Origin of the sequence: Marinobacter segnicrescens, assembly GCF_900111555.1 — a bacterium.
Taxonomy (GTDB): Bacteria; Pseudomonadota; Gammaproteobacteria; order Pseudomonadales; family Oleiphilaceae; genus Marinobacter; species Marinobacter segnicrescens.
The window spans coordinates 311,493-335,480 of sequence record NZ_FOHZ01000002.1 but is presented as its reverse complement, the minus strand read 5'-3'; the positions used below and the strand labels follow the sequence as shown (position 1 = coordinate 335,480).

Annotated in this window: 21 protein-coding genes; 9 read left to right on the top strand and 12 right to left on the bottom strand. The window is 60.6% G+C overall.

Going from position 1 to position 23,988, the window contains the following annotated elements; translation table 11 throughout:
• Nucleotides 1–213 precede the first annotated feature (213 nt).
• The 5 genes from BM036_RS04145 to BM036_RS04125 all read right to left on the bottom strand — a co-directional run bounded on the left by BM036_RS04145 (nucleotide 214) and on the right by BM036_RS04125 (nucleotide 5,254).
• The gene (locus BM036_RS04145; protein ID WP_091848963.1) at nucleotides 214–993 is read right to left on the bottom strand and encodes an SDR family NAD(P)-dependent oxidoreductase; all 780 of its coding nucleotides are present in this window, start codon (nucleotides 991–993) and stop codon (nucleotides 214–216) included.
• 3 nt (nucleotides 994–996) lie between these two features.
• On the bottom strand, nucleotides 997–2,271 hold the full coding sequence (locus tag BM036_RS04140; RefSeq protein WP_091848962.1) for an acyl-CoA dehydrogenase family protein: 1,275 nt from the start codon (nucleotides 2,269–2,271) through the stop codon (nucleotides 997–999).
• An 88-nt stretch (nucleotides 2,272–2,359) separates the two neighbouring features.
• A complete protein-coding gene (locus BM036_RS04135; protein ID WP_091848961.1) occupies nucleotides 2,360–3,151 on the bottom strand; it encodes an enoyl-CoA hydratase-related protein in 792 nt (263 codons plus the stop codon).
• A 14-nt stretch (nucleotides 3,152–3,165) separates the two neighbouring features.
• Nucleotides 3,166–4,458 carry a 3-hydroxyacyl-CoA dehydrogenase NAD-binding domain-containing protein gene (locus BM036_RS04130; RefSeq protein ID WP_177185984.1) on the bottom strand — a complete coding sequence of 431 codons (1,293 nt, stop codon included), beginning with the start codon at nucleotides 4,456–4,458 and terminating at the stop codon, nucleotides 3,166–3,168.
• Between the two features lie 109 nt (nucleotides 4,459–4,567).
• Nucleotides 4,568–5,254 (bottom strand): nitroreductase, encoded by a 687-nt coding sequence (locus BM036_RS04125; protein WP_091848959.1) that lies wholly within the window; start codon nucleotides 5,252–5,254, stop codon nucleotides 4,568–4,570.
• 166 nt (nucleotides 5,255–5,420) lie between these two features.
• Between BM036_RS04125 and BM036_RS04120 the strand changes: the two genes are divergently transcribed.
• The 4 genes from BM036_RS04120 (at nucleotide 5,421) to BM036_RS04105 (ending at nucleotide 9,962) form a co-directional block, all read left to right on the top strand.
• Nucleotides 5,421–6,275: an acyl-CoA thioesterase gene (locus tag BM036_RS04120; protein WP_091848958.1), complete on the top strand. Its 855-nt coding sequence runs from the start codon at nucleotides 5,421–5,423 to the stop codon at nucleotides 6,273–6,275.
• Nucleotides 6,276–6,425: 150 nt separating this feature from the next.
• On the top strand, nucleotides 6,426–7,592 hold the full coding sequence (locus BM036_RS04115) for a C4-dicarboxylate TRAP transporter substrate-binding protein (RefSeq protein WP_091848957.1): 1,167 nt from the start codon (nucleotides 6,426–6,428) through the stop codon (nucleotides 7,590–7,592).
• Nucleotides 7,593–7,670: 78 nt separating this feature from the next.
• Entirely contained in the window at nucleotides 7,671–8,786 is a 1,116-nt protein-coding gene (locus tag BM036_RS04110; protein ID WP_091848956.1) for a CaiB/BaiF CoA transferase family protein, read from the top strand.
• 27 nt (nucleotides 8,787–8,813) lie between these two features.
• On the top strand, nucleotides 8,814–9,962 hold the full coding sequence (locus BM036_RS04105) for an acyl-CoA dehydrogenase family protein (protein ID WP_091848955.1): 1,149 nt from the start codon (nucleotides 8,814–8,816) through the stop codon (nucleotides 9,960–9,962).
• 446 nt (nucleotides 9,963–10,408) lie between these two features.
• On the opposite strand, the gene BM036_RS04100 is transcribed toward BM036_RS04105, so the two are convergent.
• Complete coding sequence (locus BM036_RS04100; protein ID WP_091848954.1) at nucleotides 10,409–13,120, bottom strand: winged helix-turn-helix domain-containing protein; 2,712 nt, start codon at nucleotides 13,118–13,120, stop codon at nucleotides 10,409–10,411.
• Between the two features lie 327 nt (nucleotides 13,121–13,447).
• On the opposite strand from BM036_RS04100, the gene BM036_RS04095 reads away from it, so the two are divergent.
• The 4 genes from BM036_RS04095 (at nucleotide 13,448) to BM036_RS04080 (ending at nucleotide 17,522) form a co-directional block, all read left to right on the top strand.
• On the top strand, nucleotides 13,448–14,230 hold the full coding sequence (locus tag BM036_RS04095; RefSeq protein WP_091848953.1) for an SDR family NAD(P)-dependent oxidoreductase: 783 nt from the start codon (nucleotides 13,448–13,450) through the stop codon (nucleotides 14,228–14,230).
• Between the two features lie 155 nt (nucleotides 14,231–14,385).
• Complete coding sequence (locus BM036_RS04090; protein ID WP_091848952.1) at nucleotides 14,386–15,570, top strand: acetyl-CoA C-acetyltransferase; 1,185 nt, start codon at nucleotides 14,386–14,388, stop codon at nucleotides 15,568–15,570.
• A 92-nt stretch (nucleotides 15,571–15,662) separates the two neighbouring features.
• Nucleotides 15,663–16,202: a TRAP transporter small permease gene (locus tag BM036_RS04085; RefSeq protein ID WP_091848951.1), complete on the top strand. Its 540-nt coding sequence runs from the start codon at nucleotides 15,663–15,665 to the stop codon at nucleotides 16,200–16,202.
• A 15-nt stretch (nucleotides 16,203–16,217) separates the two neighbouring features.
• Nucleotides 16,218–17,522: a TRAP transporter large permease gene (locus tag BM036_RS04080; protein WP_091848950.1), complete on the top strand. Its 1,305-nt coding sequence runs from the start codon at nucleotides 16,218–16,220 to the stop codon at nucleotides 17,520–17,522.
• A 239-nt stretch (nucleotides 17,523–17,761) separates the two neighbouring features.
• On the opposite strand, the gene BM036_RS04075 is transcribed toward BM036_RS04080, so the two are convergent.
• Genes BM036_RS04075 through BM036_RS04050 form a run of 6 tightly spaced genes read right to left on the bottom strand, consistent with a single transcriptional unit; the run spans nucleotide 17,762 to nucleotide 22,420 of the window.
• Nucleotides 17,762–18,697 carry an alpha/beta hydrolase gene (locus BM036_RS04075; RefSeq protein WP_091848949.1) on the bottom strand — a complete coding sequence of 312 codons (936 nt, stop codon included), beginning with the start codon at nucleotides 18,695–18,697 and terminating at the stop codon, nucleotides 17,762–17,764.
• 24 nt (nucleotides 18,698–18,721) lie between these two features.
• Complete coding sequence (locus tag BM036_RS04070) at nucleotides 18,722–19,096, bottom strand: hotdog family protein (RefSeq protein WP_091848948.1); 375 nt, start codon at nucleotides 19,094–19,096, stop codon at nucleotides 18,722–18,724.
• Nucleotides 19,093–19,488, bottom strand: coding sequence for a MaoC family dehydratase (locus BM036_RS04065; protein WP_091848947.1), 396 nt, complete (start codon nucleotides 19,486–19,488; stop codon nucleotides 19,093–19,095). The genes BM036_RS04070 and BM036_RS04065 overlap by 4 nt, the downstream gene beginning before the upstream one ends.
• Nucleotides 19,489–19,491: 3 nt before the next feature.
• A complete protein-coding gene (locus BM036_RS04060) occupies nucleotides 19,492–21,006 on the bottom strand; it encodes an acyl-CoA synthetase (protein WP_091848946.1) in 1,515 nt (504 codons plus the stop codon).
• A complete protein-coding gene (locus BM036_RS04055; protein WP_091848945.1) occupies nucleotides 21,003–21,779 on the bottom strand; it encodes an enoyl-CoA hydratase/isomerase family protein in 777 nt (258 codons plus the stop codon). The genes BM036_RS04060 and BM036_RS04055 overlap by 4 nt, the downstream gene beginning before the upstream one ends.
• Nucleotides 21,776–22,420 (bottom strand): TetR/AcrR family transcriptional regulator, encoded by a 645-nt coding sequence (locus tag BM036_RS04050; RefSeq protein ID WP_091848944.1) that lies wholly within the window; start codon nucleotides 22,418–22,420, stop codon nucleotides 21,776–21,778. The genes BM036_RS04055 and BM036_RS04050 overlap by 4 nt, the downstream gene beginning before the upstream one ends.
• A 357-nt stretch (nucleotides 22,421–22,777) precedes the next feature.
• Between BM036_RS04050 and BM036_RS04045 the strand changes: the two genes are divergently transcribed.
• Nucleotides 22,778–23,983: a substrate-binding domain-containing protein gene (locus tag BM036_RS04045; protein WP_091848943.1), complete on the top strand. Its 1,206-nt coding sequence runs from the start codon at nucleotides 22,778–22,780 to the stop codon at nucleotides 23,981–23,983.
• Nucleotides 23,984–23,988: the final 5 nt, after the last annotated feature.

The following is a 23,988-nucleotide window of genomic DNA, read 5'->3' as shown; positions in this document are numbered from 1 at the left end:
GCCACGGAATCCTTGGCCCTTCGACAGGCTCAGGGCGGACGGATAAATACAAAGAGGTTTTTAGCCACGAAAAACACGAAAAACACGAAAAAAAAGTGACGATCTAGACCTTATCAATCACTTAATTTTCGTGGATTTCTTGGCGAGGCAGCTTTCCCTTAATTGTCCCGTTCGCCCTGAGCCTGTCGAAGGGCGATAAACTCCGCAGCAAATTCAGGCATTACGAGCCATCAGGCCACCATCCACCGGAATCACTGCCCCTGTAAGGTATGAAGACGCGGGCAGGCAAAGGCTGACCGTAATGTGGGCGACTTCCTCCGGGGTGCCATAGCGTCTCAGCGCCGTGCGCCGTTTCGCGAAGATGACCTTGTGTTCCGGTGGCACGAATTCGGTCATTGCGGTGTCGATGGGCCCCGGGCAGATGCAGTTAACGGTAATGCCTTCCGGGCCCAGTTCCACGGCAAGGGCCCGGGTCAGTCCGGTAACACCGGCCTTGGCTGCTGCATAGGGGCTATTCTCTGCCGTGGCTCCCAGGGCCTCGGTGGATGCAATGTTTACGATACGTGGGTGGGATGACTGCCGCAGGGCGGGCAGGGCGGCCCGGACCAGTTGCTGCTGGGCGGTTAGCAGCACGGACAGGCAACGGCCCCAGACCGTGTCGTATTGGTCGTCGTCGATCGCTGCAAAACCCGAAATCCCGGCGTTGTTGACCAGGATATCGAGCCCGCCGAAAGTATCTGCTACGTCATTAACAACGCTGCGAATGGCTTCGGGGTCGCCGACATCCAGGTGCCAGGCCTGGGCCTGACAGCCGGCACTGGTTAGCTGCTCCGCCACCGACCGGGCGCCATCGGAGTCGTAATCCGTTACGGCTACCCGGGCACCCTCACTGGCAAAAACCGCCGCCGTCGCTCGTCCCATGCCGCTGGCCGCGCCGGTTACCAGTACGCGGCTGCCTTTGAGGGAGCGGCTCAGCTCAGTGATTCCGGTCATGGCTCACTCCTCTCCTTTCAGCCCGAATTTTTCCCGGGCGCGGCGGGTCTGTTCCGATTTCAGGTAATCCGGGAACGGACCCTTGGCCGGTTGTACTTCTTTGAGTACTTCCCGAGCGACCGTGACCTTGTGTACCTCGGTGGGACCATCGGCGAGGCCGACGTGGAAGGAGTTGATGATCCACTCCGCGAAGGGCATGTCGTGTGAAATGCCCAGAGAGCCATGGATCTGCAGGGCGCGGGCGGCAATGTCATTGAGGATGCGGGGCATGACGGTTTTGACCGCCGCGATGTTCTTGCGGGTGGCCTTGTAGTCATGTCCCTGGTCCAGCAGCCAGGCGGTTTCCAGGATCAGCAGGCGGAACTGACGCAGCTCCACCCAGGAATCGGCAATTTTCTCCTGTACCATCTGTTTCTTTGCCAGCTGCTCACCCTTGGTGAAGCGGGATACCGCCCGTTCACACATCATGTCGAAGGCCCGGGTGGCCTGGGCCAGTGTGCGCATGGCGTGGTGCATGCGGCCGCCACCCAGGCGAACCTGTGCCACGACAAAGGCGTCACCCTGTTCCCCCAGCATGTTCTCGGCCGGTACCCGCACATTGGTCCAGCGCAGGTGGGCGTGGGTGTCCTCCGGCTCGCCATAGAAACCGTAGTTGCGAACAATCTCGATGCCAGGGGTGTCCGCCGGCACGATGAACATGGACATGCGCCGGTAGGGCGATGCGTCCGGGTCGGTGACCGCCATGATGATGAAAAAGCTGGCGAAACGGGCATTGGAGGCAAACCACTTCTCGCCGTTGATCACCCATTCGTCGCCTTCCCGGACCGCCGAGGCTTCCAGCACCAGGGGATCCGCACCGCCCTGGGGCTCGGTCATGGTAAAGCAGGAAACAATCTCGTTATCCAGCAGCGGGTCGAGGAACCGTTTTTTCTGCTCCGGGGTGCCGTAATGGGCGAGGATTTCGGCGTTGCCGGTGTCGGGGGCCTGAGAGCCAAATACGATCGGACCGAAGCGGGATCGGCCGAATTTTTCGTTCATCAGGGCCAGTTTGAGCTGGCCGTAGCCCTTGCCGCCCAGCTCCGGTCCCAGGTGGCAGGCCCACAGGCCTCGCTCCTGCACCTGCTTCTGCAGCGGTCTTACCAGGCGCTGGAACTCCGGGTCATGGATGTTCCACTGGCTACCCAGTACATGGTCCAGGGGTTCCACTTCGTTACGGACGAACTGGTCGATCCAGTCCAGTTCCTGCTGGAAATCCGGGTCTGTCTCAAAGCTCCACATGGCGTGCCTCGCTCCGTGGCCCCGTCCGTTAAAGGTTTGCCGGATGGGGCTCGGTTATTGGGAAGGTAGACGGTGTCTGACCCAGGGGTCAGAATTTCGGATCCCGCTTCTCGAGGAAGGCGCGAACACCTTCCTGGAAGGTCGGGCTGTCGATCAGTTCCTGCTGGCGCTCTGCTTCATAGGACAATTGTTCGGCAAGGGTGGCCGTGTCAGCCCGGTCGAACGCTTCCCGCAGTTCCGGCGCCGCATGGTTTGGTCCGGCCGCCAGCCGGCGTGCGGTCGCAACCGCCTCACTTTGGAGGTCTTCATCCGCCACGCACTTCCAGATCAGACCCTCGCGGACTGCATCTTCGCCGTACATGCGTTCACCCAGCAGGCTGACGGCCATGGCCTTCGCTCGACCGATCAGCCGCGGCAGGATCCAGGTGGCACCGAGGTCCGGCAGGATGCCCAGCTTGGGAATGAAGGGGAACAGGAAGTAGGCAGACTTGCCCGCCAAAACCACATCCCCGGCCAGGGCAATGCTGGCACCGGCACCGGCTGCGGCGCCATTGACGGCGGAGACCACTGGGAAGGGCAGCTCCCGCAGTTTAAGGGCCATCGGATTGGACAGTTCTTCCATCAGGTTTTTCACCTGGGTGCCCAGGCTGGGTCCGTCCGAGTCCGGGCTCATGGAACCCAGGTCGGCGCCGGAGCAGAACGCCTTGCCGGTGCCGGTGATGACCAGGGCCTTGATGTCGGAATTCCCGGCAATCTCGTCCAGGGCGGCCATCACCTCCTGCTGCAGTGGCACTGACATGGCGTTCATGGTCTTGGGCTGGTCCAGGGTCAGGGTGGCAATGCCATCCTCAATGGCCAGGTGGATGCGTTCGTAGCTCATGGCCGGATCTCCTGTCAGTTACCCGCCGGGAATTCGTCGTAGAAGCTGCCACCGGTTTCGGCCAGCTTGCGGATGGTGGCCGTGGGCTCGTACTGGGTGCCCAGGTGACGGTATTGCTCACACTGTTCCAGGATGGCCTTTGCGCCCAGGCTGTCGGCGTAGCGGATGGCGCCGCCCTTGTCCCGGGGGAAGCCCACGCCCATCAGCAGGGCGGTGTCCAGCTCCTCGGCGGAGTTGACCACCTTGTCTTCCAGGCAGTGCACCGCTTCGGTGATCATCGCCAGCATCATGCGTTGCTGGATTTCCTCGACGCTGACGTCTTTCTGGCCATTGGGCTGGATCGCCTTCAGCAATTCATGGACCTCGGCGCTGGAATGCTTCTGGGGCCGGCCGCTGTCGTCCGGCGTGTATTCGTAGAACCCCTTGCCGTTCTTCTGGCCGAGGCGATCCTTTGACTTCATCAGGCGGAAAGCGTCGTTCTCGATGTGGGGCATGCGCTCGGGGTAGCCGGCGGAAATAACGTCAGAGACGTGGCTGCCGGTGTCGATGCCGATCACGTCTTCCAGGTAGGCCGGGCCCATGGGCCAGCCGAAGGCCTCCATGGATTTGTCCACGTGCTCGAAGTCGGCGCCTTCTTCAATCAGCTGCAGGAAGGCACGGGTGTAGGCGGTGAGGATACGGTTCACCAGGAAGCCAGGGCAGTCCTGTACCACGATCGGTGTCTTGCCCATTTTCAGGGCCCAGGTGACGGCGGTGGAGACGGACTCATCCGAGGTGCGTGTGCCCTGGATGATTTCCACCAGGGGCATGACGGGCACCGGGTTGAAGAAGTGCATGCCCACAAAGCGCTCCGGGTGCTTCATGTGCTGGCCAATATCATCGATGCGCAGGCTGGAGGTGTTGGTGGCAATCAGGGTGTCCTTACGAACCACCGCTTCCAGCTGGTCCAGTACCTTGTGCTTGAGGCCGAGGTTTTCCACCACCGCTTCGATGACGCCATCAACCTTGTCGAAGCCCTCGTACTCCAGGGTTGGCTCGATAGTGGCCAGCACCTGGTTGGCCTGTTCCTGCGTCATCTGCTCTTTCTTGACCAGCCGATTCACCTGGCTGGTGGCTGTCTTCATGCCCAGGTCCAGCTGCTCCTGGGCGATATCCTTCATGATCACCGGTACGCCGTGAGCGGCGCTGGTGATGGTGATACCACCACCCATGATGCCGGCGCCGAGTACCGCTGCCTGCTTCACCGGGCGAGCTTTGTCACCGTGTTCCTTGAAAACCTGTTTGAGTTCGGCGGAAAGTCCGGACATGTGTTTGCCTCCTGTTGTCTGAAGTCTATTGGAACAAATAACGTGGCGGGGCCCTGCTGTCGTCGTCCGAACCGACGAAGCAGGGGCGCTGCTGGACAGGGCTGTTGGCTCAGATACCCCGGAAGCTGGCGAAGTCTTCCAGGGCGGCACGGCGGGTGCGGAGCTCGTTGACCGGGTCTTCCTCATCCATGTAGCCGATGGACATACCGGTGAACAGCATGAGGTCGTCTGGGGGATTCAGGAAATCCTGTAACGACCTGTGATAGAGGCTCCAGCACTCCTGGGCGCAGGAGTCCAGGCCTTCCTCGCGAAGCAGTAGCATCACCGTCTGCAGGAACATGCCCAGGTCGGACCACTGGGGCGGGCCCATCTGCCGATCCACGTAGCAGAACAGGGCCAGAGGCGCGTTGAAGAACTGATAGTTCCTGGCAAACCAGCCCATACGGCCGGCCTTGTCATCCCGGGGAATGCCCAGCAAGCCGTACATGTCTTCCCCGACCTGGAAACGGTAATCCCGGTAAGGGGACTTGAGGCTCGGCGGATAGACACTGTATTCCGGGTCTTCCCCGGTAGGTGCCTCTTTTACCCGTGTGGCCATGATCTCCTTGAATGCCCTGAGGTCATCGCCACCAACGACATACAGTTGCCAGGGCTGCAGGTTGCCGCCCGAAGGTGAGCGCGCGGCCTTTTCCAGCACTCGCCGGATGACGGCGCCGTCCACCGGCTGGTCGGTGAAGCCGCGCACCGACATGCGTGTGTCGACGGCTTCGGAAACGGTACTGGCCTTGCTTCTCATGGGACATCTCCCTGCTGGTCTTGTTGTCTGGAAAACGGGTTATTGCCACTCATCTTGGCGTTCAGGTAAACCGCTGGCAATCGTCGCTTACGACGAAGTAGCTTGCGATGCCGGCGTGGAAAATGGATCCTAGAAGGTTCATCACTTGCAGGAAAATCGTCTCACCATGAATGCAGAATCCCCATCCGGCGCCGTCTTTCGCGGTGCCCTGACACCCCGCTACACCGACCAGGACACCTGGCGCCATGTGAATAACTCCCGCGCCTACCAGCTGCACATCGAGGCCCGGATGCAGGCCCTGGTTAACCGCTTTGGCCCCGACGCGTGGTTCTCCGACGCCGAGCGCCTGCGTCCATTGCGGGCCATCACCCAGTTCCGGGAAATGAGCTTTTACGGCAGCGATATCCATTTCGTGGTCACCCTCATGGGCGCCAGTCACGACCAGGTACAGCTGCGCACCGAGCTGCACCAGAATGACCAGCTCGTAGGCATTCAGGATGCCTGGCTGGGCGCTTTCCTGAACCATGAGCGGGTGGCTTTGCCGCAGGCTATGTTCAGCAGCTTCCGGAATGATGTGGATGCCGATCCGGCGGCCATGCCGGATGACGGCTACCGCCAGTTTGCCGAAGATTTCGCACACTTCCCGGTCCACCGGGAACTGACGCCCCGCTATGCCGACATGGACGCGGACAGCCAGCGCAGCGAGGCCGCCCTTGCGCGCTACATGGAGCAGGCGCGTTTCGGCACCCTGCAGAACGTGGATATCGGCAACCTGGGCCTGCTGATTGCTGCCATGGACATTACCTACCTCCATTTCCGTCCCAGTTCGACCCCCGTGGAACTGGTAACCGGTGTCAGTCATATCGGAAACACCTCCTTCCACCTGACCGGCGGTGCAAAGAGTCGCCACGGCGTCCATGCCATTGCCAACAGCGTTATGGTCGTTGTGGACCTGGACACCAACCGGCCTGCACCCATCACCGATAACATCCGGACACAGCTGGAAAAACTTCGCCTGTAACCACTCATCACCATCGTCGGACCCCAGCTGAAAACCACGAACAGTTCGTCGGTTTCGACGATGGTGACCCCCTGTGCGGCTACCTACACTGATCTCCACACTACGTTGCCCCGATATCGGTACAACAATAAAAAAGATCAGGAGATCCACATGTTTTCACGCAAATCCCTGCTTTCCCTCGGCGGCCTGTCCGCATCCGTTCTCACCGCTGCAATGCTCGCCGCGCCTGCCCAGGCCCGTACCCTGTCCTACGCGTCGGTCTATCCGGCCGGGTCGGAAGCTGACAAGGCTGTCCACGAGTGGGCAGACAAACTGGAGGAATACTCCGGTGGTGACCTCAAGGCCAAGGTGTTCGCCATGTCACTGCTGAGCGCCTCCGAAGTATCCGCGGGTGTGCGGGATGGTATGGCGGATGTGGGCTACCTGCTGACCGTGTACTTCCCGGCCCAGTTCCCCCATATCAACCTGCTTAATGAGTCCGCCATGCAGGTCAACCTGATAGACCGTGACCGGCTCAACGGGCTGGGCACCTACGCGTTTGAAGGCGCCATCACCGAGTTCATTTTCTTCAAGTGCCCGGAGTGTCTGCAGGAACTGGCGGAACAGAACCATGTGTATACCGGCAACGTAGCCAGTAGTGGCTATGGCATGATCTGTAATGAACCGGTGGTTAACCCGGAAGATATGGAAGGCCTGCGGATGCGGGTTGCAGGGTCGCACTGGTCCCGCTGGGTATCGGAGTTTGACGGTTCCTCGGTGTCCATGACTATCAGCGAAATTCGTGAGGGTCTCAGCCAGGGCGTACTGGATTGCACCATCTCCTCGCTGCCGGAAATCACCAACCTGAACCTGACCGAAGTCGTTACAGATGTCACCGTAGATCTGCCGGGCGGTATCTATGCCGGCTCCAGTGGCGCCAGTGTCAACAAGGACGTCTGGGCGTCACTGTCCGAGGACCAGCGCAGTGCCATGCTCAAGGCCGGTGCCTATCTGACCGCCATCACGCCATGGCGTTATGAGCAGACCCAGGATGAGGCCCTCGAGGCTGTGCGCCAGAACGGTGGCAACATCCACAACGCGTCGAAGGAGTTCCACGAGGCGACAGAAGCCTTCGTCAAGAAGGATCTCGAGACGATCGTCGAGTATTACAAGGAGCGTCACGGTGTAGAGCGTGGCGGCGAGATGCTGGATGAGTTCGCGGTCCTGCTGGACAAGTGGGTTGACCTGGTTCAGGGCGTCGAAAGCGCTGATGAACTGGCCGAGATCTACTACGACGAAATCTTCGCCAAGGTGGATGTGTCAAAGCACGGGCTCTGAGCAATACCCGACATCCGTTATCAACCGGGTCGCCACGCGACCCGGGTTATTGAATACCCAATGTGATCCGGGGGAACAATGGCAGGTCCACTGACAGGTAAACGCGTTATAGAAATGGTCGGGTTGGGCCCGGCTCCCTTCTGCGGAATGATGCTGGCGGACATGGGAGCGGAGGTGATCCGCATTGACCGTCCCGGTGCTGGCAAGGATGGTGCCTGGAAATACGACATCCTCTCCCGCAACCGCACCACCATCTGCATTGACCTTAAAAAGCAGGAAGGCGTAGAGGCCGTCCTGAAGCTGGTGGAGAAGGCGGATGCGCTCATCGAGGGCTTCCGGCCCGGCGTGATGGAGAAGATCGGGCTGGGCCCTGACCAATGCCTGGCACGCAACCCGGCGCTGGTTTTCGGTCGGATGACCGGCTGGGGGCAACACGGTCCGCTGTCCCATGCCGCTGGCCACGATATGAATTACATCGCCATCAGCGGCGCCTTGCACGCTATCGGCCGCGCGGATGAGCCACCGGTGGTTCCCCTGAACCTGGTGGGTGATTTTGGCGGGGGCGGTATGCTGCTGACGGTAGGGGTCCTTGCGGCCATGCTGGAAGCCGCCGGTTCCGGCAAGGGCCAGGTAATCGATGCTGCCATGACCGATGGTGCCGCGCTGCTGTCTTCCATGATGTACGGCTTCAAGGCCGCCGGGCAGTGGAGCAATAACCGGGGTGAGAACCTACTCGATGGTGGCGCCCACTTCTACGATGTCTACACCTGCGCCGACGGTAAGTACGTGGCGGTCGGGGCGATCGAGCCGAAGTTCTATGCTGAACTGCTCGAACGCTGCGGTCTGGAACAGCAGGCCTTCGAGCCCCAGATGGACCCTCGTCGCTGGCCCATGCTCAAACTCAAGCTGGCGGATGTGTTCCGGACCCGTACCAGGGATGAATGGTGCGAGATCCTGGAGGGCACCGACGCCTGCTTTGCGCCGGTACTGGACTGGGACGAAGCGCCCCTGCACCCCCACAACAAGGCCAGGAATACCTTCGTGGAGTCCGGAGGCTACACCCAGCCGGCGCCCGCGCCCCGTTTCAGCAGAACACCTTCGGATACGCCTGCCGCACCCACTGCGCCGGTGGAGAATCCCGCGGATGTGCTTTCCAGTTGGGGCCTTCCGGATGACCTGATCCGCGCCCTTTAAACCGATTGATGAACCGAGGACTGAATTATGTCGATTGATCTGACGCCGAGCTGGCAAGACGAAGAGCTGTCCATGTTCCGTGACAGCGTGAGTCGCTTCCTGGAAGCCGAAGTGGCGCCCCATGATGCAGAGGCCCGCAAACAGGGTAACGTGGGCCACGGGCTGTGGCGTAAGGCCGGTGAGATGGGCCTGCTGTGTACGGACATTCCCGAAGAGTTCGGCGGTGCCGGCGGCGACTTCCGTCACGAGGCGGTTGTGGCCGAGGAAATGGGCAAGCGCGCCCTGACCGGTCTCAACCATTCGGTTCACAGCATTGTGGCCCACTATTTCCTCAACCACGGTACCGACGAGCAGAAAGAAAAGTACCTGCCCCGCATGGCCCGTGGCGAGCTGGTGGGCGCCATCGCCATGACTGAGCCGGGCACCGGGTCGGACTTGCAGGGTGTGCGCACCCACGCCAAGAAGGACGGCGATCACTATGTGATCAACGGATCAAAGACCTTTATTTCCAACGGTTTCCTGGCCGGCGTGGTACTGGTTGTGGTCAAGACGGACACCAGCCAGGGCGCCAAGGGCATGTCCATCATGATCGTGGAGACCGAGAACCAGCCGGGCTACAAGGTGGGTCGCGTACTGGACAAGATTGGTCTGAAGGCTCAGGACACCTCCGAGCTGTTCTTCGAGGACGTCCGTGTCCACGAAAGCCAGTTGCTCGGCGGCGTAGAAGGCCGTGGTTTCTTCCAGCTGATGGGTGACCTGCCCTATGAGCGTCTGTTCATCGGCGTTGGTGCTCAAGCTGCGATGGAAGGTGCCTACCACGCCACCCTGGACTATGTGCGTGAGCGTACCGCTTTCGGTCAGCCCATCGCTGAGTTCCAGAATACCAAGTTCAAGCTGGCGGAGATTGCCACCACCATTAAGGTGGGGCGTGCGTTTGTGGATGAGTGTGTGCGGGACATGCTGGAAGGCAAGCTGGACACCACCAAGGCGTCCATGGCCAAGCTCTGGGGCAGTGAGAACCAGTGCCGGGTGATTGATGAGTGCCTGCAGCTGTTTGGTGGCTACGGCTACATGAATGAGTACATGATCGGTCGGATGTATACCGATGCCCGTATTCAGCGGATTTACGGTGGTACCAACGAAATCATGAAAGAGGTGATTTCCCGGTCTCTCTGAAGCTTGCTTTGCTGGGTTCAGCTCCCAGACTGGAAAGCTTGGGGGCTGGCTCCGGGGTGGTGGTCCTTTCGCCGCTGCAATTCACGGCCCATCCATGGGCCGACCTTGCACCGCGCCATCCCTGGCGCTGCTCTGCAAGGACCACCACCCCGGATCCGTCAGACTGAGTTGCTGATCGCATTATTGATTGGGCTCGTGTCTGTAAGGGACGAAACTACCGAGGGAAGTCTGGTTTTGTTTAAGCGTTTTCCCGCCAAGGTCTGACGGAGGTGTGGTGGGGGGTGTTTCCGCAGCAGCGCCAGGGATGGCGCGGTGCAAGGTCGGTCCAGGACGGACCGTGAATTGCAGCGGAGGAAACACCCCCCCCCACCATGCCTCCAGCCCCCGGGGCCCAAACAAACCGCCACCCCAGAAATTCGATAGAAATACGCCCTTAGTGCGAAACCTCAGACAATACCGAGACGCCGCGCAATAGCCACAGCCTGGGTCCGGCTACTGGCATTCAGCTTGGAGTTAATATTCCTCAGATGGGTCCGCACAGTACTGTCAGAGACAAAAAGCTTCTCCGCCATGGCACTGTTGGAATACCCCTCCGACAATAACTGCAGAACCCGGATTTCCTTGCGGGTGAGGGGGTCCAGCAGAGTGTTTTCAGGCTCGGAGGAAGGGGCCTGCTCCTGGATTTCCGGGCCGAAGGCATCCAGCAGTGACTGGATATAGCCAGCCAGGATCGGATCTGTGCGTTCCCCCTGTTCCTTCAGGCTCTGCGAATAGAGCAGCACGAGTGTACCCGCTGCCGCCCCCTCATCGACGATCAGTCGCAGGTAGCCCTCCGAAGACGCCACGTGCAGGACGTCCGCCATAACCTCCAGTGCGTCTCGCAAGCGGGCGCACCGGTGCAGTGCGATGGCCTTGAGCAGTTTCAGTTTCAGGGCCCGGCGAAAGCGCTGTTCGTCATTGGCGTAGGTCAGTTCCCGCTCCAGTTCGGCCAGTGCCTTGTCCGGATCACCATTGGCGATTTCCATCCGGATCTCGGCCAGCTCCCGGTACTCCAGGTCATTAGCCGGTAGCCGCAGGGTCTGGACCCGTTGCCAGAGATCCTTGTCTCCGGCCCGCTCCAGCTCCTGGCGGGCCGCGTCATAACGCTGTTGCAGTAGAAGTAGGCGGGAGCGTTCAAGCCGTGTTGTTGCGACTACGCGGCTCAGGTTGCGAATGTGGCCCAGGTGTTCCAGTTCGGTCAGGATGCGGAATGCCTGGTCAATTTCACCCTTGGAGAAGGCGATTCGTGCCAGCATGATATCGCTCAGCAGCATATGGTCCGGCAGGCCCACGTCCCGGGCCAGGGGGCCGTAGACGTGCAGCAGGCGGGCGGCCAGGTCCAGCTGGTTCTGTTCGTATATGGCACCGGCATGGAGCACGCCAGCCCAGGCGTTGCCGTTGGCCTGGCTGAAGGATGAGGCCTGGCGGGTGGCGCCTACGGCCAGGCGGAAGCGGGCGGCAGCCTGGCGCTGGCGCCCTTCCTGCATATCGATGATGCCTTCCACGGTTTCCGAATACATCACATTGAACGAGCTGGCATAGGTGCCCTGGGCATCCCGGGCACCGTCCAGAAGCTGCCTGGCCTTGTTGTAAAGGCCCATGACCGAGTAGCTGCTTGCCATGGAGTTGATCAGCGCCATGTCGGCAAAGGGCTGACAGGTCGGCAACTCTGGCAGGCCGCGCTCACCGATTTCGATGGCCTCTTCCTGGCGGTCCATCATGGACAGGGTCAGCGGCCTTATCGCCAGGACATGGGGGCGGATATGCGGGTTGGTGGACTGCTCCAGCCCGGTTTCCTCAAGCATCTCCAGGGCTTCCGTCGGGCCGCGCGTAAAGCACAGGGCCCATACCCAGGTCATCTGAAGTTCTTCATCCTGTTTCAGCTGTTCTGGCGGAATGGTGCTGAACCACTTTGACAGCAGCCGCATGCGACCCTGGGATAGCAGGTTTGACGCATGGATTCGCAACAGACCCAGGGCCCGGTCGTAATCGCCGCCTTCCAGGGCATGGTCAATCGCTGGTACCGGCCGGTTCTCGTTCTCGTACCACTGGGATGCAGCGCGATGCAGGGTGGGAATCTCTTCCGGGTGCTCGGCATTCAGCTGGGCCTTGAGGAATTCCGCAAACAGGCTGTGGTATCGATAGGTGTTTTCTTCGTTATCCAGTGGCGTCAGGAAGGTATGGCTGCTTGCCAGGTGTGACAGCATGGCCTCGGCGTCGGTCTCCGGCAGCAGGGCCTGGCAGATGGATGCGTTCAGGTGGCGCAGTATGCTGGTTCGCAGCAGGAAGTCTCGCACTGCCGGCGGTTGCAGGGCCAGTACGTCATAGGCCAGGTAGTCAGAGATGGTCTGGTCGGCGCCGGAGAAGCGTTCTATGAACGCCTCGGGGGAGTCGTGGCTCTCAAGCGCCAGAGAGGCCAGCCACAGGGCGGTCACCCAGCCTTCAGTGCGGTCATGGATGCGGATCAGGTCTTCCTGGGTCAGTGCCAGGTGCCTGCGGGAAATCAGGAAATCGGTGGTTTCCTCCACAGTGAACCGCAACTGGCGGGCGTCGATCTCCAGGAGTTGGCCCCGGGCCCGCAACCGTCCAAGGCCCAGCTCCGGTAAATTGCGGGTACCGATGACGAACTGGCCACGTCTGGGTAGGTGTTCAACGATCTCCCGTATCAGGCCCAGAACCGCGGTATCCTGCACCCGTTCAAAGTCATCCAGAAAGAGCGCGAAAGCGGACTGGTGTTCTGACAGTCGCGCCACGATATCCAGCGCAGCATCACCGGTAGAGGTAAAGGTGCGGTCTTCGGGAGACCCGGTGTCCTTGCCATCTTCGGTCAGTCTCGAGACGGCGGCATTGAGGTACCACAGGAAACGGGATACGTCGTTGTCGGCATCATCAAGGGTCAGCCAGGCCGTGACCATGCCCTGCTCTTCCATGCGATTCATGCACTGGCTCATGACGGTGGTCTTGCCAAATCCGGCGGGCGCACGAACGAGTACCAGGCGTGCAGCGGAGGCGCCCAGTATCTTGTCCACCACATCGGTACGGGGCACCTGTACTGCCCGTGATGTTGGCGGGTTGAGTTTGCTGGTCATCAGGACCCGATTGGGGGAAGCGGCTGCCATCGGCTATTTGTCCTTATTCTGGGTCGTGGTCGCACTCTGTTGTTGGGAGAATGATATGCGTACCACAGGTCCGACAGTCTATGCCGACTGGCGAGTGCCCCGCAAGTGCTGAGCAAGGTCAATAATTGCTTGTAAATCAATCCTGTGCAAATGGCATCTTTTTGTGCCCCCGGGTTTCCTCCGGCAATTCGTCGGATACGACGATGCTGGCTCCGGGGGGAGTACCTAATCTGTGCCCAAGGTTCGCGCCCTGCCTCCGGGGCAAAACCAGTGTGTATTCCCTCACATAGCTGAACAAACCAGATATCAGGATAAAAAGGAAACGCTATGAAGCTCGACTCTTCTATCAGTGCGGTGGTAACCGGCGGTGCATCCGGTATTGGTGAGGCCGTGGCCCGCCGGCTGGCGGCATCCGGCGTCAAGGTGGCGATTTTTGACTTCAATGAGGAGCGCGGTGAAGCCATCGCTGCCGAGCTGGGCGGCGTGTTCTGCAAGGTGGATGTGACCTCTGAAGAAGCGGTTGACGCAGGCCTGGAGAAGGCCCGCGCTGCCATCGGCCAGGAGCGTATCCTGGTTAACTGTGCCGGTACCGGTAATGCCCACAAGACAGCCAGCCGCGCCAAGCAGACTGGTGAAATCAAGCACTTTCCCTTGTCTGAGTTCGAGAAGATCATCCAGATCAACCTGATTGGCAGTTTCCGCTGTGCCGCCAAGAGTGCCGCCGGGATGCTGAGCCTTGAGGGAATGGAAGACGGTGAGCGTGGTGTTATCGTCAATATCTCGTCCGTCGCCGCCCAGGATGGCCAGATTGGCCAGGCCGCCTATTCCGCCTCCAAGGCCGGTGTGGTAGGCATGACCCTGCCCATGGCCCGGGATCTGATGAATGAAGGCGTGCGGGTCAACACCATCATGCCGGGACTGATCAACACGCCGCTGATGAACGGCCTGCCGGACAATGTGAAAGAAGCGCTGGCCGCTTCCGTGCCATTCCCCAAGCGGCTGGGTGAACCGGACGAGATCGCCTCCGTTGTAGAGCTGATGGTCACCAACGGCTACTTCAACGGTGAAAGCGTTCGCCTGGACGGCGCCATCCGTATGGCGCCCCGTTAAGACAGTCAGGCTCGCATTTCGTCGCTTTCGACGACGCCGGGGCAGTGTGTGAACGCAAGAATGGCGCCACACGTTCCGGCACAATCCGGCCCAGAGCTGGCCGGACCGTAGCTGAATCAAATGCGCCGCAGGGCGGCCAAAACGAGGATAGTAAAATGGCAGAAGCATATATTGTAGCCGCATCACGTACCGCTGGCGGCCGCCGTGGTGGCCGTCTTTCAGGCTGGCATTCCACCGACCTGGCCGGTCTTGTGCTGAATGACCTGGTGGACCGTGTCGATGCAGACCCCAAGCTGATCGACGACGTTATCATGGGCTGTGTCATGCAGGTTGGCGAGCAGTCCACCAATATTGCCCGTAACGCGGTGCTGGCTTCCAAGTTGCCGGAATCTGTACCTGGCACCTCTGTTGACCGTCAGTGTGGCAGCTCACAGCAGGCCCTTCACTTTGCGGCTCAGGCCGTAATGTCCGGCAGCCAGGACGTTGTGATCGCAGCTGGTGTGGAAAGCATGACCCGTACCCCCATGGGTTCCGCCCTGTTCCTGGCCCAGAAAGCCAACATGGCAGACCATTACATGGGCCCGGCGATCCGCGAGCGTTACCCGGACGTGCCTGAGTTCAGCCAGTTCATGGGCGCCGAAATGATGGCCAAGAAATATGGTTTCAGCCGGGAAGACCTTCACAAGTTCTCCCTGGAAAGCCACAAGCGCGCCATTGCAGCCACTGAAGCCGGAAAGTTCAAGAACGAGATCCTGCCGGTGCAGGTCAATACCGCTGAAGGTGGACTGCAGAATGAAATGCACCTGGTGGACGAGGGCATCCGCTTCGACGCGACCCTGGAAGGCATTGCGTCAGTGAAGCCCATTCAGGAGGGCGGCTTTATCAGTGCTTCCGTGGCCAGCCAGATCTGTGATGGCGCCACCGGCGTCATGGTGGTCAGTGAGAAAGGCCTGAAAGCACTGGGCGTTGAGCCGTTGGCCCGTATCCATCATATGAGCGTGATTGGTCATGACCCCGTAATCATGCTGGAAGCCCCGGTACCTGCTACCCAGGCTGCACTGAAAAAGACAGGCCTGAGCATCAATGACATTGACCTGTTTGAGGTCAACGAGGCCTTTGCTCCTGTGCCCATGGCCTGGCTTCAGGTAACCGGCGCGGATCCGGAGCGTCTTAACGTGAATGGTGGCGCTATCGCGCTGGGTCATCCGCTGGGTGCATCCGGCACCAAGCTGATGACTACACTGGTCAACGCCCTGCACGACCGAGGCGGTCGCTATGGTCTGCAGACCATGTGTGAAGGTGGCGGCATGGCCAACGTGACCATCATCGAGCGGCTCTGACGGTCTGAGGGTGGCTGCTTCGGGCCACCCTCATTTCCTCCGCCCGCAGCCATACAATAACAATCAGCCCCCATGGGCAAGGAGGTTGCACTATGTTTGCAATCGGTCGGTTCCTGTCGAAGATAACCAACGTGATATCCATTATCGGCGGTCTGGCGATCGCACTGATGATGTTCCACATCACCGCTGATGTGGTCGGGCGTTACTTCTTCAACGCGCCCATCCCGGGCACCATCACCATCGTTTCCTACTACTACATGTCCATCGCGGCCTTTATTCCGCTGGCGTTTGCGGAGCAAAAGGATGCGCACATCTCTGTTGAGGTGATTACCGAACACATGCCGGCCTGGTTACGCCACAACCTGGAGCGCTTCGCCATGCTGTGTTCGCTGGTGGTGTTCAGCTTCCTGGCGGTCCGTACCTTTGGCGAGGCCCAGAAAAAGTACTCCATGGGTGCTTCCATCGTTCAGGGCAACTCGGATATTTCCATCTGGGTGACCTATTACATGTTACCCCTGGGCGCCGGTCTGATGACGCTGGTGGTGCTGTATAAGCTGATCAACAGCTTCCTGCCCCATGAGAGCGGCCTGGACACGGAACGTGCTGAAGCCGACGAACTCGACCCGGACTGACGAGAGATAACAACAATGAGTGACGTACAGATTGGCCTCACCGGTCTTGGCCTGATTATCTTCCTGATTGCGCTGCGCATTCCTATTGGTGTCACGCTGATTGGCGTGTCCTTCGGTGGCCTGTGGTATCTGATGGGCTTCAATGTGGCCTGGGGCTCCATTGGCATCATTCCCTACCAGTTTGCCGCCAACTGGGTGCTCAGCTCGGTGCCCATGTTCCTCTTGCTGGGCTTTATCTGCTATCACACCCAGCTCACCCAGGGCATGTTCCGGGCAGCGCGGATGTGGCTGTCCGGTATCCCCGGGGGGCTGGCGATTGCGGCTATTTTCGGTTCCGCCGGCTTTGCGGCGGTGTCCGGTTCCTCGGTGGCCTGCTCGGCGGCCATGGGCCGGATCGCAGTGCCGGAGATGGTGAAGTATCGCTATAACCCGGAACTGGCCACCGGTACCGTGGCGGTAGCGGGTACGATCGGGGCGTTGATTCCGCCGTCCATCATCATGATCCTGTACGGCATCATCGCCCAGGAGTCCATCACCGGGCTGTTCCTTGGTGGTATCTCCGCCGGTATCCTCACCGCCATCGGCTATATCGCCGTGGTACTGATACGGGTGAAACTGAACCCGGAACTGGCGCCGGACACCAACGAACATATTCCGTTCGCAGACAAGGTCTGGGCCCTGAAGGACACCTGGCCGGTGATCCTGATCATGATCGGTATCTTCGGGGGCCTGTTTGGCGGTATCTTCACGCCGACCGAGGCCGGTGCCGTCGGCGCCTTCCTGTCGCTGGTGGTGGCTGCCATCAAACGCAGCCTGACCTGGCAGCGGTTCCGGGATGCCATCCTGGAGACCCTGCTGACCACCAGTGCGCTGATCATCATCGCGGTGGGTGCCAGCCTGCTGACCCGCTTCCTGGCGCTCTCCGGTGCCGGTGACTTCCTGTCTGACTGGATCATCGGCCTGGACGCTTCCACCGTGGTCATCCTGCTGGCCATCGTGCTGATCTACGTACTGCTGGGGATGTTCCTGGAGCCCATCGGCGCCATGCTGCTGACCCTGCCCATTGTGTTGCCGATCATCGACAACCTGGGCCTGAGCCTGCTGTGGTTCGGTGTGGTGCTGACCAAGCTGCTGGAGATCGGCATGATCACGCCACCGATTGGCATGAACGTGTTCGTCATCAAGAGTGTGGTGGGCAAGCTGGTCACCACGGCGCAGGTGTTCCGGGGGATCTTCTGGTTCCTCATCATGGACCTGTTCGTGCTGTTCCTGCTGATGACCTTCCCGGATATCATTCTGTTCCTGCCGGGACTTGGGTAGTCGCTGATTAGCTAGCCCTGTAATGTGAAAAACGAAGGCCAGGCCGGGATATCCGGTCTGGCTTTTTTGCTTTGGCGCAAGAGGCCCGTCTGCAGAGTTCGGGCTCCGGGGTGGGGGTGGTCTTTCAGAGCAGGGGCAGGGAAGCCCCGGAAGCGTTGGGGTGGCAGGACGCCCCTCCGACGCGGCGGCGAAAGACCACCCCCGGCGCGGAGCTTCATCCCAAGCCTGAGGGCCTGGTGTTATCGACCAACAAATTCGCTAATCAAATTGTAGGTATCCGAACAGGTCTCAGGCACAAGGTCTTCAAGGTTAAGGTAGGCATGGATCATGTCGGCGTAGTCTTTTAGCTGACACGCCACACCGGCACCCTCGAGCTTGCGGGCATAGGCCACACCTTCATCGTGCAGGGGGCAGTAGCCGGCGGTGATGACCAGTGTGGCAGGCATGCCGTCAGGTACCGGCATATGCAGCGGCGAGGCCGCCCTGCGGTCTTCGCCATCGGCAAAGTAATGGTCGAAGTACCAGCGAATACGGGGTTCCTCCAGCAGGTAACCGTCACCATGCCCGGTAATGGATGGGTGGTCCATGGTGTAGTCCAGGCTCGGATAGATGAGTACCTGATGGGAGAGGTTCAGCTCCGTGTTGCCTGCCAGTTGCCGGCTGACGGTGGCCGCATAGGTGGCCCCACCGGAATCGCCGGCAAGTACCAGCCGCCGCTCGAAGGGAACTTGCGCCTGTTCCAGGAACGCCCATACCTGACGGGTAACATTGAGGCAGTCAGTAAGTCCGCCCGGATAAGGCGTTTCCGGCGCGAGCCGGTAATCCACCGAAAGCACCAGCATGCCCGTGGCCTCGGCCAGCTTCCGGGCTATGGGGTCGTAGACAGCGACGCTGCCTGCCATATGGCCGCCACCATGGAAGAACACCATAACGGGCCTGGCGGTATCCGGTTGGGGGTGATAGAGCCGCACCGGTACTGGACCGTCCGGGGTTTCTGCCAGCAGGTCCCGGACCAGAGGCAGTTCTGGTGCCCTGGTGACAAAGGTGGTCGTCAGACCGGCCAGGCTGTCCCGGACCATCTGGGGGGTGGCTTCCACGCCGCGGGCTTTTTGTTCGGCGACCATGGGGTTGAGCTGGTCAAGCCAGGCGCGCAGGTTGGGATGTACGTCGGTCATCAGGTTGCTCCGGTGCGGGCGGGGTCAGTGCTGGAACAGGACCAGCGCTTCGCCGTCACAGATCAGGCGGCCATCGCGGCCGGTACAGACGGTTGTCAGGTTCACCAGCGCTTTGTCCCGCCGCAGGCGGCTGATAGTCACGCTGGCCTGCAGGGCTTCACTGGTGTCGGCGGCGGTGTGAAAGGTCATGGCCTGTTTCAGGTAATTGGTGCCGTGGCCAGGCAGGTCTTCTCCAAGCAGGCAGGAGAACAGGCCGGCGATCAGCGGTTCGGGAACCCCCGGCCAGTCCTGGTCAAGCTGGCAAAGCTCGCACCATTCGCGGACATCTTCTGCGGTGAAGGTCCGGTTCAGCTTGGCTGACTGTCCTTCTTTCAGGGCATCAAAGCGGTCCAGGTTCATGATGCCTCCTTTTCAGGCACAGTCAGTTCGCACTCGCCGGTCAGGCAGGTTTCTCCGTCCGGTCGGGTGATGGTGGTTTTCAGAACCAGGCGGTCTCCTTCCGCTTTTTGTTGCTCCACCACCAACGCCAGGGTGTCGCCGGCGTAGGCAGGGGAGGGGAACATCAGGCTCTGGCGGTTGAGTGTCGACCCCGGCCATGTCTGGGCCAGCAGGCTGCGAACCACGCTGAATAGCAACATGCCGTGGGATACCGTGCGGCCGAAGCTGGTGCGGGCGGAGAACTCCGGGTCTACATGGATCGGATTGTGGTCGCCGCTGAGCCTGGCGAACCGGTCAAAGTCTTCCTGGGTAAGCATGAAATTCTGCTCACAGGGGATATTGGCATCACTCATTGTTCAGTCCTGTCTGAGTACCTGCTTGGTAACCTTGCCCAGCGCATTGCGCGGCAGTTCATCCACCACCTGGAAATATTTGGGCACCTTGTAACCGGCCAGGCGTTCCCGGCACCAGGCGTTGAGGGTGGCAGGATCCGGCTCCTGGCTGTGGGGTCTGAGGCACAGGAAAGCCTTGCCTACCTCGCCCCATTTTTCGTCCGGAACGCCCACCACAGCCACTTCGCTGACCTCCGGGTGCTCCACCAGGACCCGCTCTACCTCGGCGGGATAGACGTTCTCGCCGCCGGAAATGAACATGTCCTTCCAGCGGTCAACGATGTAGTAGCAGCCGTCTTCATCGCAGCGGGCCACGTCACCGCTGTGGAGCCAGCCGCCCGGTTCGATGGCATCGGCGGTGGCGTCCGGGCGGTTCCAGTAGCCGGGGGTGACGTTGGGTCCGCGAATCAGCAATTCGCCGGATTCTCCGGGGCCTGCGTCCCTGCCGTCAGTGCCGACGATGCGTACTTCGGTGAGCAGTTGCGGGCGGCCCACCGAGCCGATCTTGTCCAGCACATCCGACTCGTCCAGCAGGAAGACGGTGGGGCCGGTTTCGGTCATCCCCATGCCGGTACGTACGCGGATGCCCTGTTCGACGAACCGGCGGGCTACCGGCAAGGCCAGCGGCGCGCCGCCGCAGCCCCAGGAACGAACGTTGCGTAACCGGTCTCCGCTGAATGCGGGGTGTTCCAGGATGGCCTGGTATACCGCCGGTACCCCGAAGAAGATGGTGGCGCGGTTCTCCAGCACGTCCATGGCCTGGTCGGGTTCGAAGGCCCGAGCCACCAGCACCGTGCCTCCGGCAAGGAATACGGCGGACGAGTAAAGGTTGATGCCGGCGGTATGGAACAGGGGCAGTACATTGAGCAGCGTGTCCTGGCCCGTCAGGTCCACCGCCAGGCCAATGTTCAGGTAGTTGCTCATCATCATGCGGAAGGTCTGGATCACCCCCTTGGGGCGGCCAGTGGTTCCGGAGGTGTACAGCAGGTACCAGGGTGTGTCCGGGTCCCGGTCGGAGTGTGGCGTGAGCTCCGGGGTGGTGTCCGCAAGGTCCGCGTCGTAATGGCGGCAAGCTTCCGCATTGCCATCAAGGTCTACCAGTGTCTCGACGTGGCCGGAGGTCCTGAGTTTCTGAGCGGCGTCAGTGAATTCCTCGCCAAAGACCAGCGCTTTCGGCGTACAGTCCTCCATCAGCTGCTCAAGCTCAGGCTGGGCCAGGCGCCAGTTCAGGGGTACCAGGACAAGGCCGGCCTTGGCACACCCAAAGAGCATCACAAAGAACTCTGCCCGGCTGTGGCCCAGGAAGGCAATGCGGTCGCCTTCACCCAGGCCCCAGGTGCCACGGGCGGCCGCCGCAAACCGCGCAGCCTGTTCGTTGAGCTGCCGGTAGTTATACGAGGATCCTGACGCCAGGTCTTCCAGGGCCAGGCGGTCGGGGGTCACGCGGGCCCGGTGGCCCGCCAGGTCAAACCAGTTCATGCACTCCTCCCGAGAAAGGCGGCCATACCGCGATCGGCCTCATCGGTTGTGATCTGTTCCAGGAATTCCTGTCGCTCCCGCTCCAGTGCGACAGCTGTATGTTGCGGATCGGGCCGGTTCAGCCGCAGGGTGCGGGCAATGCTTCCTGTCTTATGACCGCTCAGGGTGGTTGCGAGAGATAGCGCCGTGGCCAGTTGTTCCCCGGCTGCGGTCCCGTATTGGGCCAGCCCCCAGCTCAGGGCATCGTCTCGGGTAATGGTGCGGTTGGTGAGTTGCACGTCCAGGGCGCGACCCCGGCCTATACGTTCCGGGAGCAGGGCGGTCCAGCCGCCGTCCGGACTGTACCCTACGACGGTGTACCAGGGTGCGAAGCTGGCTTTAGGCCCGGCCACCACGATGTCACTGGCCAGCACCAGCCCGATGGAGCCCCCGGTGACCATGCCGTGCACTGCGGTGATGGTAGGAACTGGCAGCTCCAGCAGCTGGCAGATCACCTTGTTAAGGGTGCCTACCACGGTACTGGCGTAGGTGTGCCGCTCCGCTCTCGGCGTGTCGTAGAAACCGGCCACGTCGCCACCGGTGGAGAAGGATTTGCCGGCCGCATCAATCACCAGCACATCCGGCAAATCCTGTCGGCACTGGTTGAGCGCGCGTTCAAGGTCTTCGAGCAGTTCAGGTACCAGGGCGTTGTGCCGTTCAGGACGGTTCAGGGTCAGCCTGCCAATACCGTTTTCTACCCGGTAGATAACGTGGCGGTAGCGATTCTCACTCATCCCTTGTCCCTCCCGTTCAGCGCCAGGCCGTTACGGAACAGGTCCGAGATGGTTTCCACGATGGGGTCGAAGGCGCCGTCACCCTGTTTCGCGCGCTGATCCCACAGGGCGTACTTCAGCCCGAGGAAATGGGACAGGCCCATCAGGGCCCAGGCCCGGTGCTGGTTGTTGCCTGCGCGGATCTCGCCCTTGCGGGCGGCAGCATTGAGCATGTCGGTGTAACCCCGGGCAAAGGTTTCGTAGTACTCCTGGTAGATGGCTTCGTCTACGAACTGGGCCTCCTGCAGAACCCGGTAGAGGGAAGGGTGGTCAGCCAGGTACTGTAGGAAGGCTCGCAGTCCCTGTTCTTCCGCTTCCAGCCGGTCACCGGAGCTGATTACCTGGGCCGCCAGGTGCGCGCGCAGCTTGTGGCCCAGGTCCATCACCAGCTCCCGCAGGATTTCTTCCTTGCTGGTGAAGTAGGTGTAGAAGGTGCCCTGGGCGACCCCGGCGGCCCTGGTGATGTCAGTGACCCCGGCGCGGTGATAGCCAAGGCTGCCGAATGTCTCTTCCGCGGCTACCAGTATCTTTGCCCGGGTGCGCGCGCCCCGGGCGGTTTTTGGTGCGCCCGGAGACTGCGGGGCTTGTGTTGTTGTACTCATCAGCCTGTTCCTTTCGCGTCGGTGGCAGGGCGGAATAGTGTCCGCTCCCCGGGTAGAGGGGGTGACTTTTCTGATGATTTATCATCACGAAACATGAATCGGTCGTCAACTAATTTAGAAAGGTGCGGTAAGCCTGTCAAGGCGGATAGTCCCATTATTAGTGGTCTTACAGGCTAATTGCTAGTTAATTTCTATCGATAGTTGAGTGATTGATAGGCAAAAACCTGCACTTTTTTCTTGATAAAACCTGAATCAGTTGTCATATTTTATCCCGAACAACGACAAAAGGTGTGGTGTCCGACAGGTTCACCGCTCGCCTAACAGTAACGCCCGACAACAAGAACAGGGGATAGTGTTATGAAGCGCATCATGCTTGCAGCCGCCATTTCCATGGGGGCGGTTTCCGTCCAGGCAGCCGACTCCATCCGCATTGCCCATGTCACCGGTTTTACCGGCCCGCTGGCGCCCTACGCCGAGCAGCTGGATATTGGTCTGAACATGGGTTTTGAGTACGCCACCGACGGCACCATGAAAATCGAGGGCCGTCAGATCGAGATCTCCCGCAAGGACACCCAGCTGGACCCGGCCCGGGCCCGCGCGCTGGTAGAGGAAGCCTATGCAGAGGATGACGCGCACATCGTGGTGGGACCGGTGTCTTCCGGTGTCGCCCTGGCGACCTTGCCGCTGGCCCAGGACTACGAGCGCATCATCATGCCGGAAGGGGTGGCGGATGCCATCACCGGTGCCGAGTGGAACCGCTACGTGTTCCGGGTAGGCCGTAACTCCTCACAGGATGCCGTCTCCAATGCGGTTGCCCTGGGTGAGCCGGGTGTATGCGTATCCACCATTGCCCAGGACTACGCCTTTGGCCGTGACGGTGTCGCCGCCTATAAGGAAGCGATGGAAGCCCAGGGCGGCAAGATTGTCCACGAGGAATACCTGCCCACCGATGCTACCGACTTTACCGCCGCGGCACAGCGCCTGTTTGACTCCCTGAAGGATCGCAGTGACTGTGAGAAAGGCAAGTACATCTTTGCTATCTGGGCAGGCTCCTCCAACCCGCTGGGCCGTATCCAGGACCTGGACCCGAGCCGTTTCGGCATAAAGCTGGCTACCGGGGGTAATATCCTGGCAGCACTGGTTGGATACTCGGACTTCCCGGGCATGCAGGGTGCCGGCTTCTATTATTTCGAATCGCCGGATAACGAGATCAACGACTGGCTTGTGGAGCAGCACTTTGATCGCCACAACGCGGCCCCGGATTTCTTCACCGCCCAGGGCTTTGCCCAGGCGATGGCGATTACTGAAGCCATTCGCAAGGCCGGTGGCTCCACAGACACCGAGGATCTGATCGCCGCCTTTGAGGGCCTCACCTTCCAGACCCCGAAAGGTGAAATGGAGATCCGTGCCGAGGACCACCAGGCCATGCAGGACATGTATCACTTCGAGATTGAAGTGGAAGAGCGTGATGACTGGTTTGCAGGTCGCACTGTCGAAGCGGGCGTGCCCAAGCTGATCCGTATTATTGATCGCAGTGAAATGGACATCCCGGTCCGTAACTGAACGAT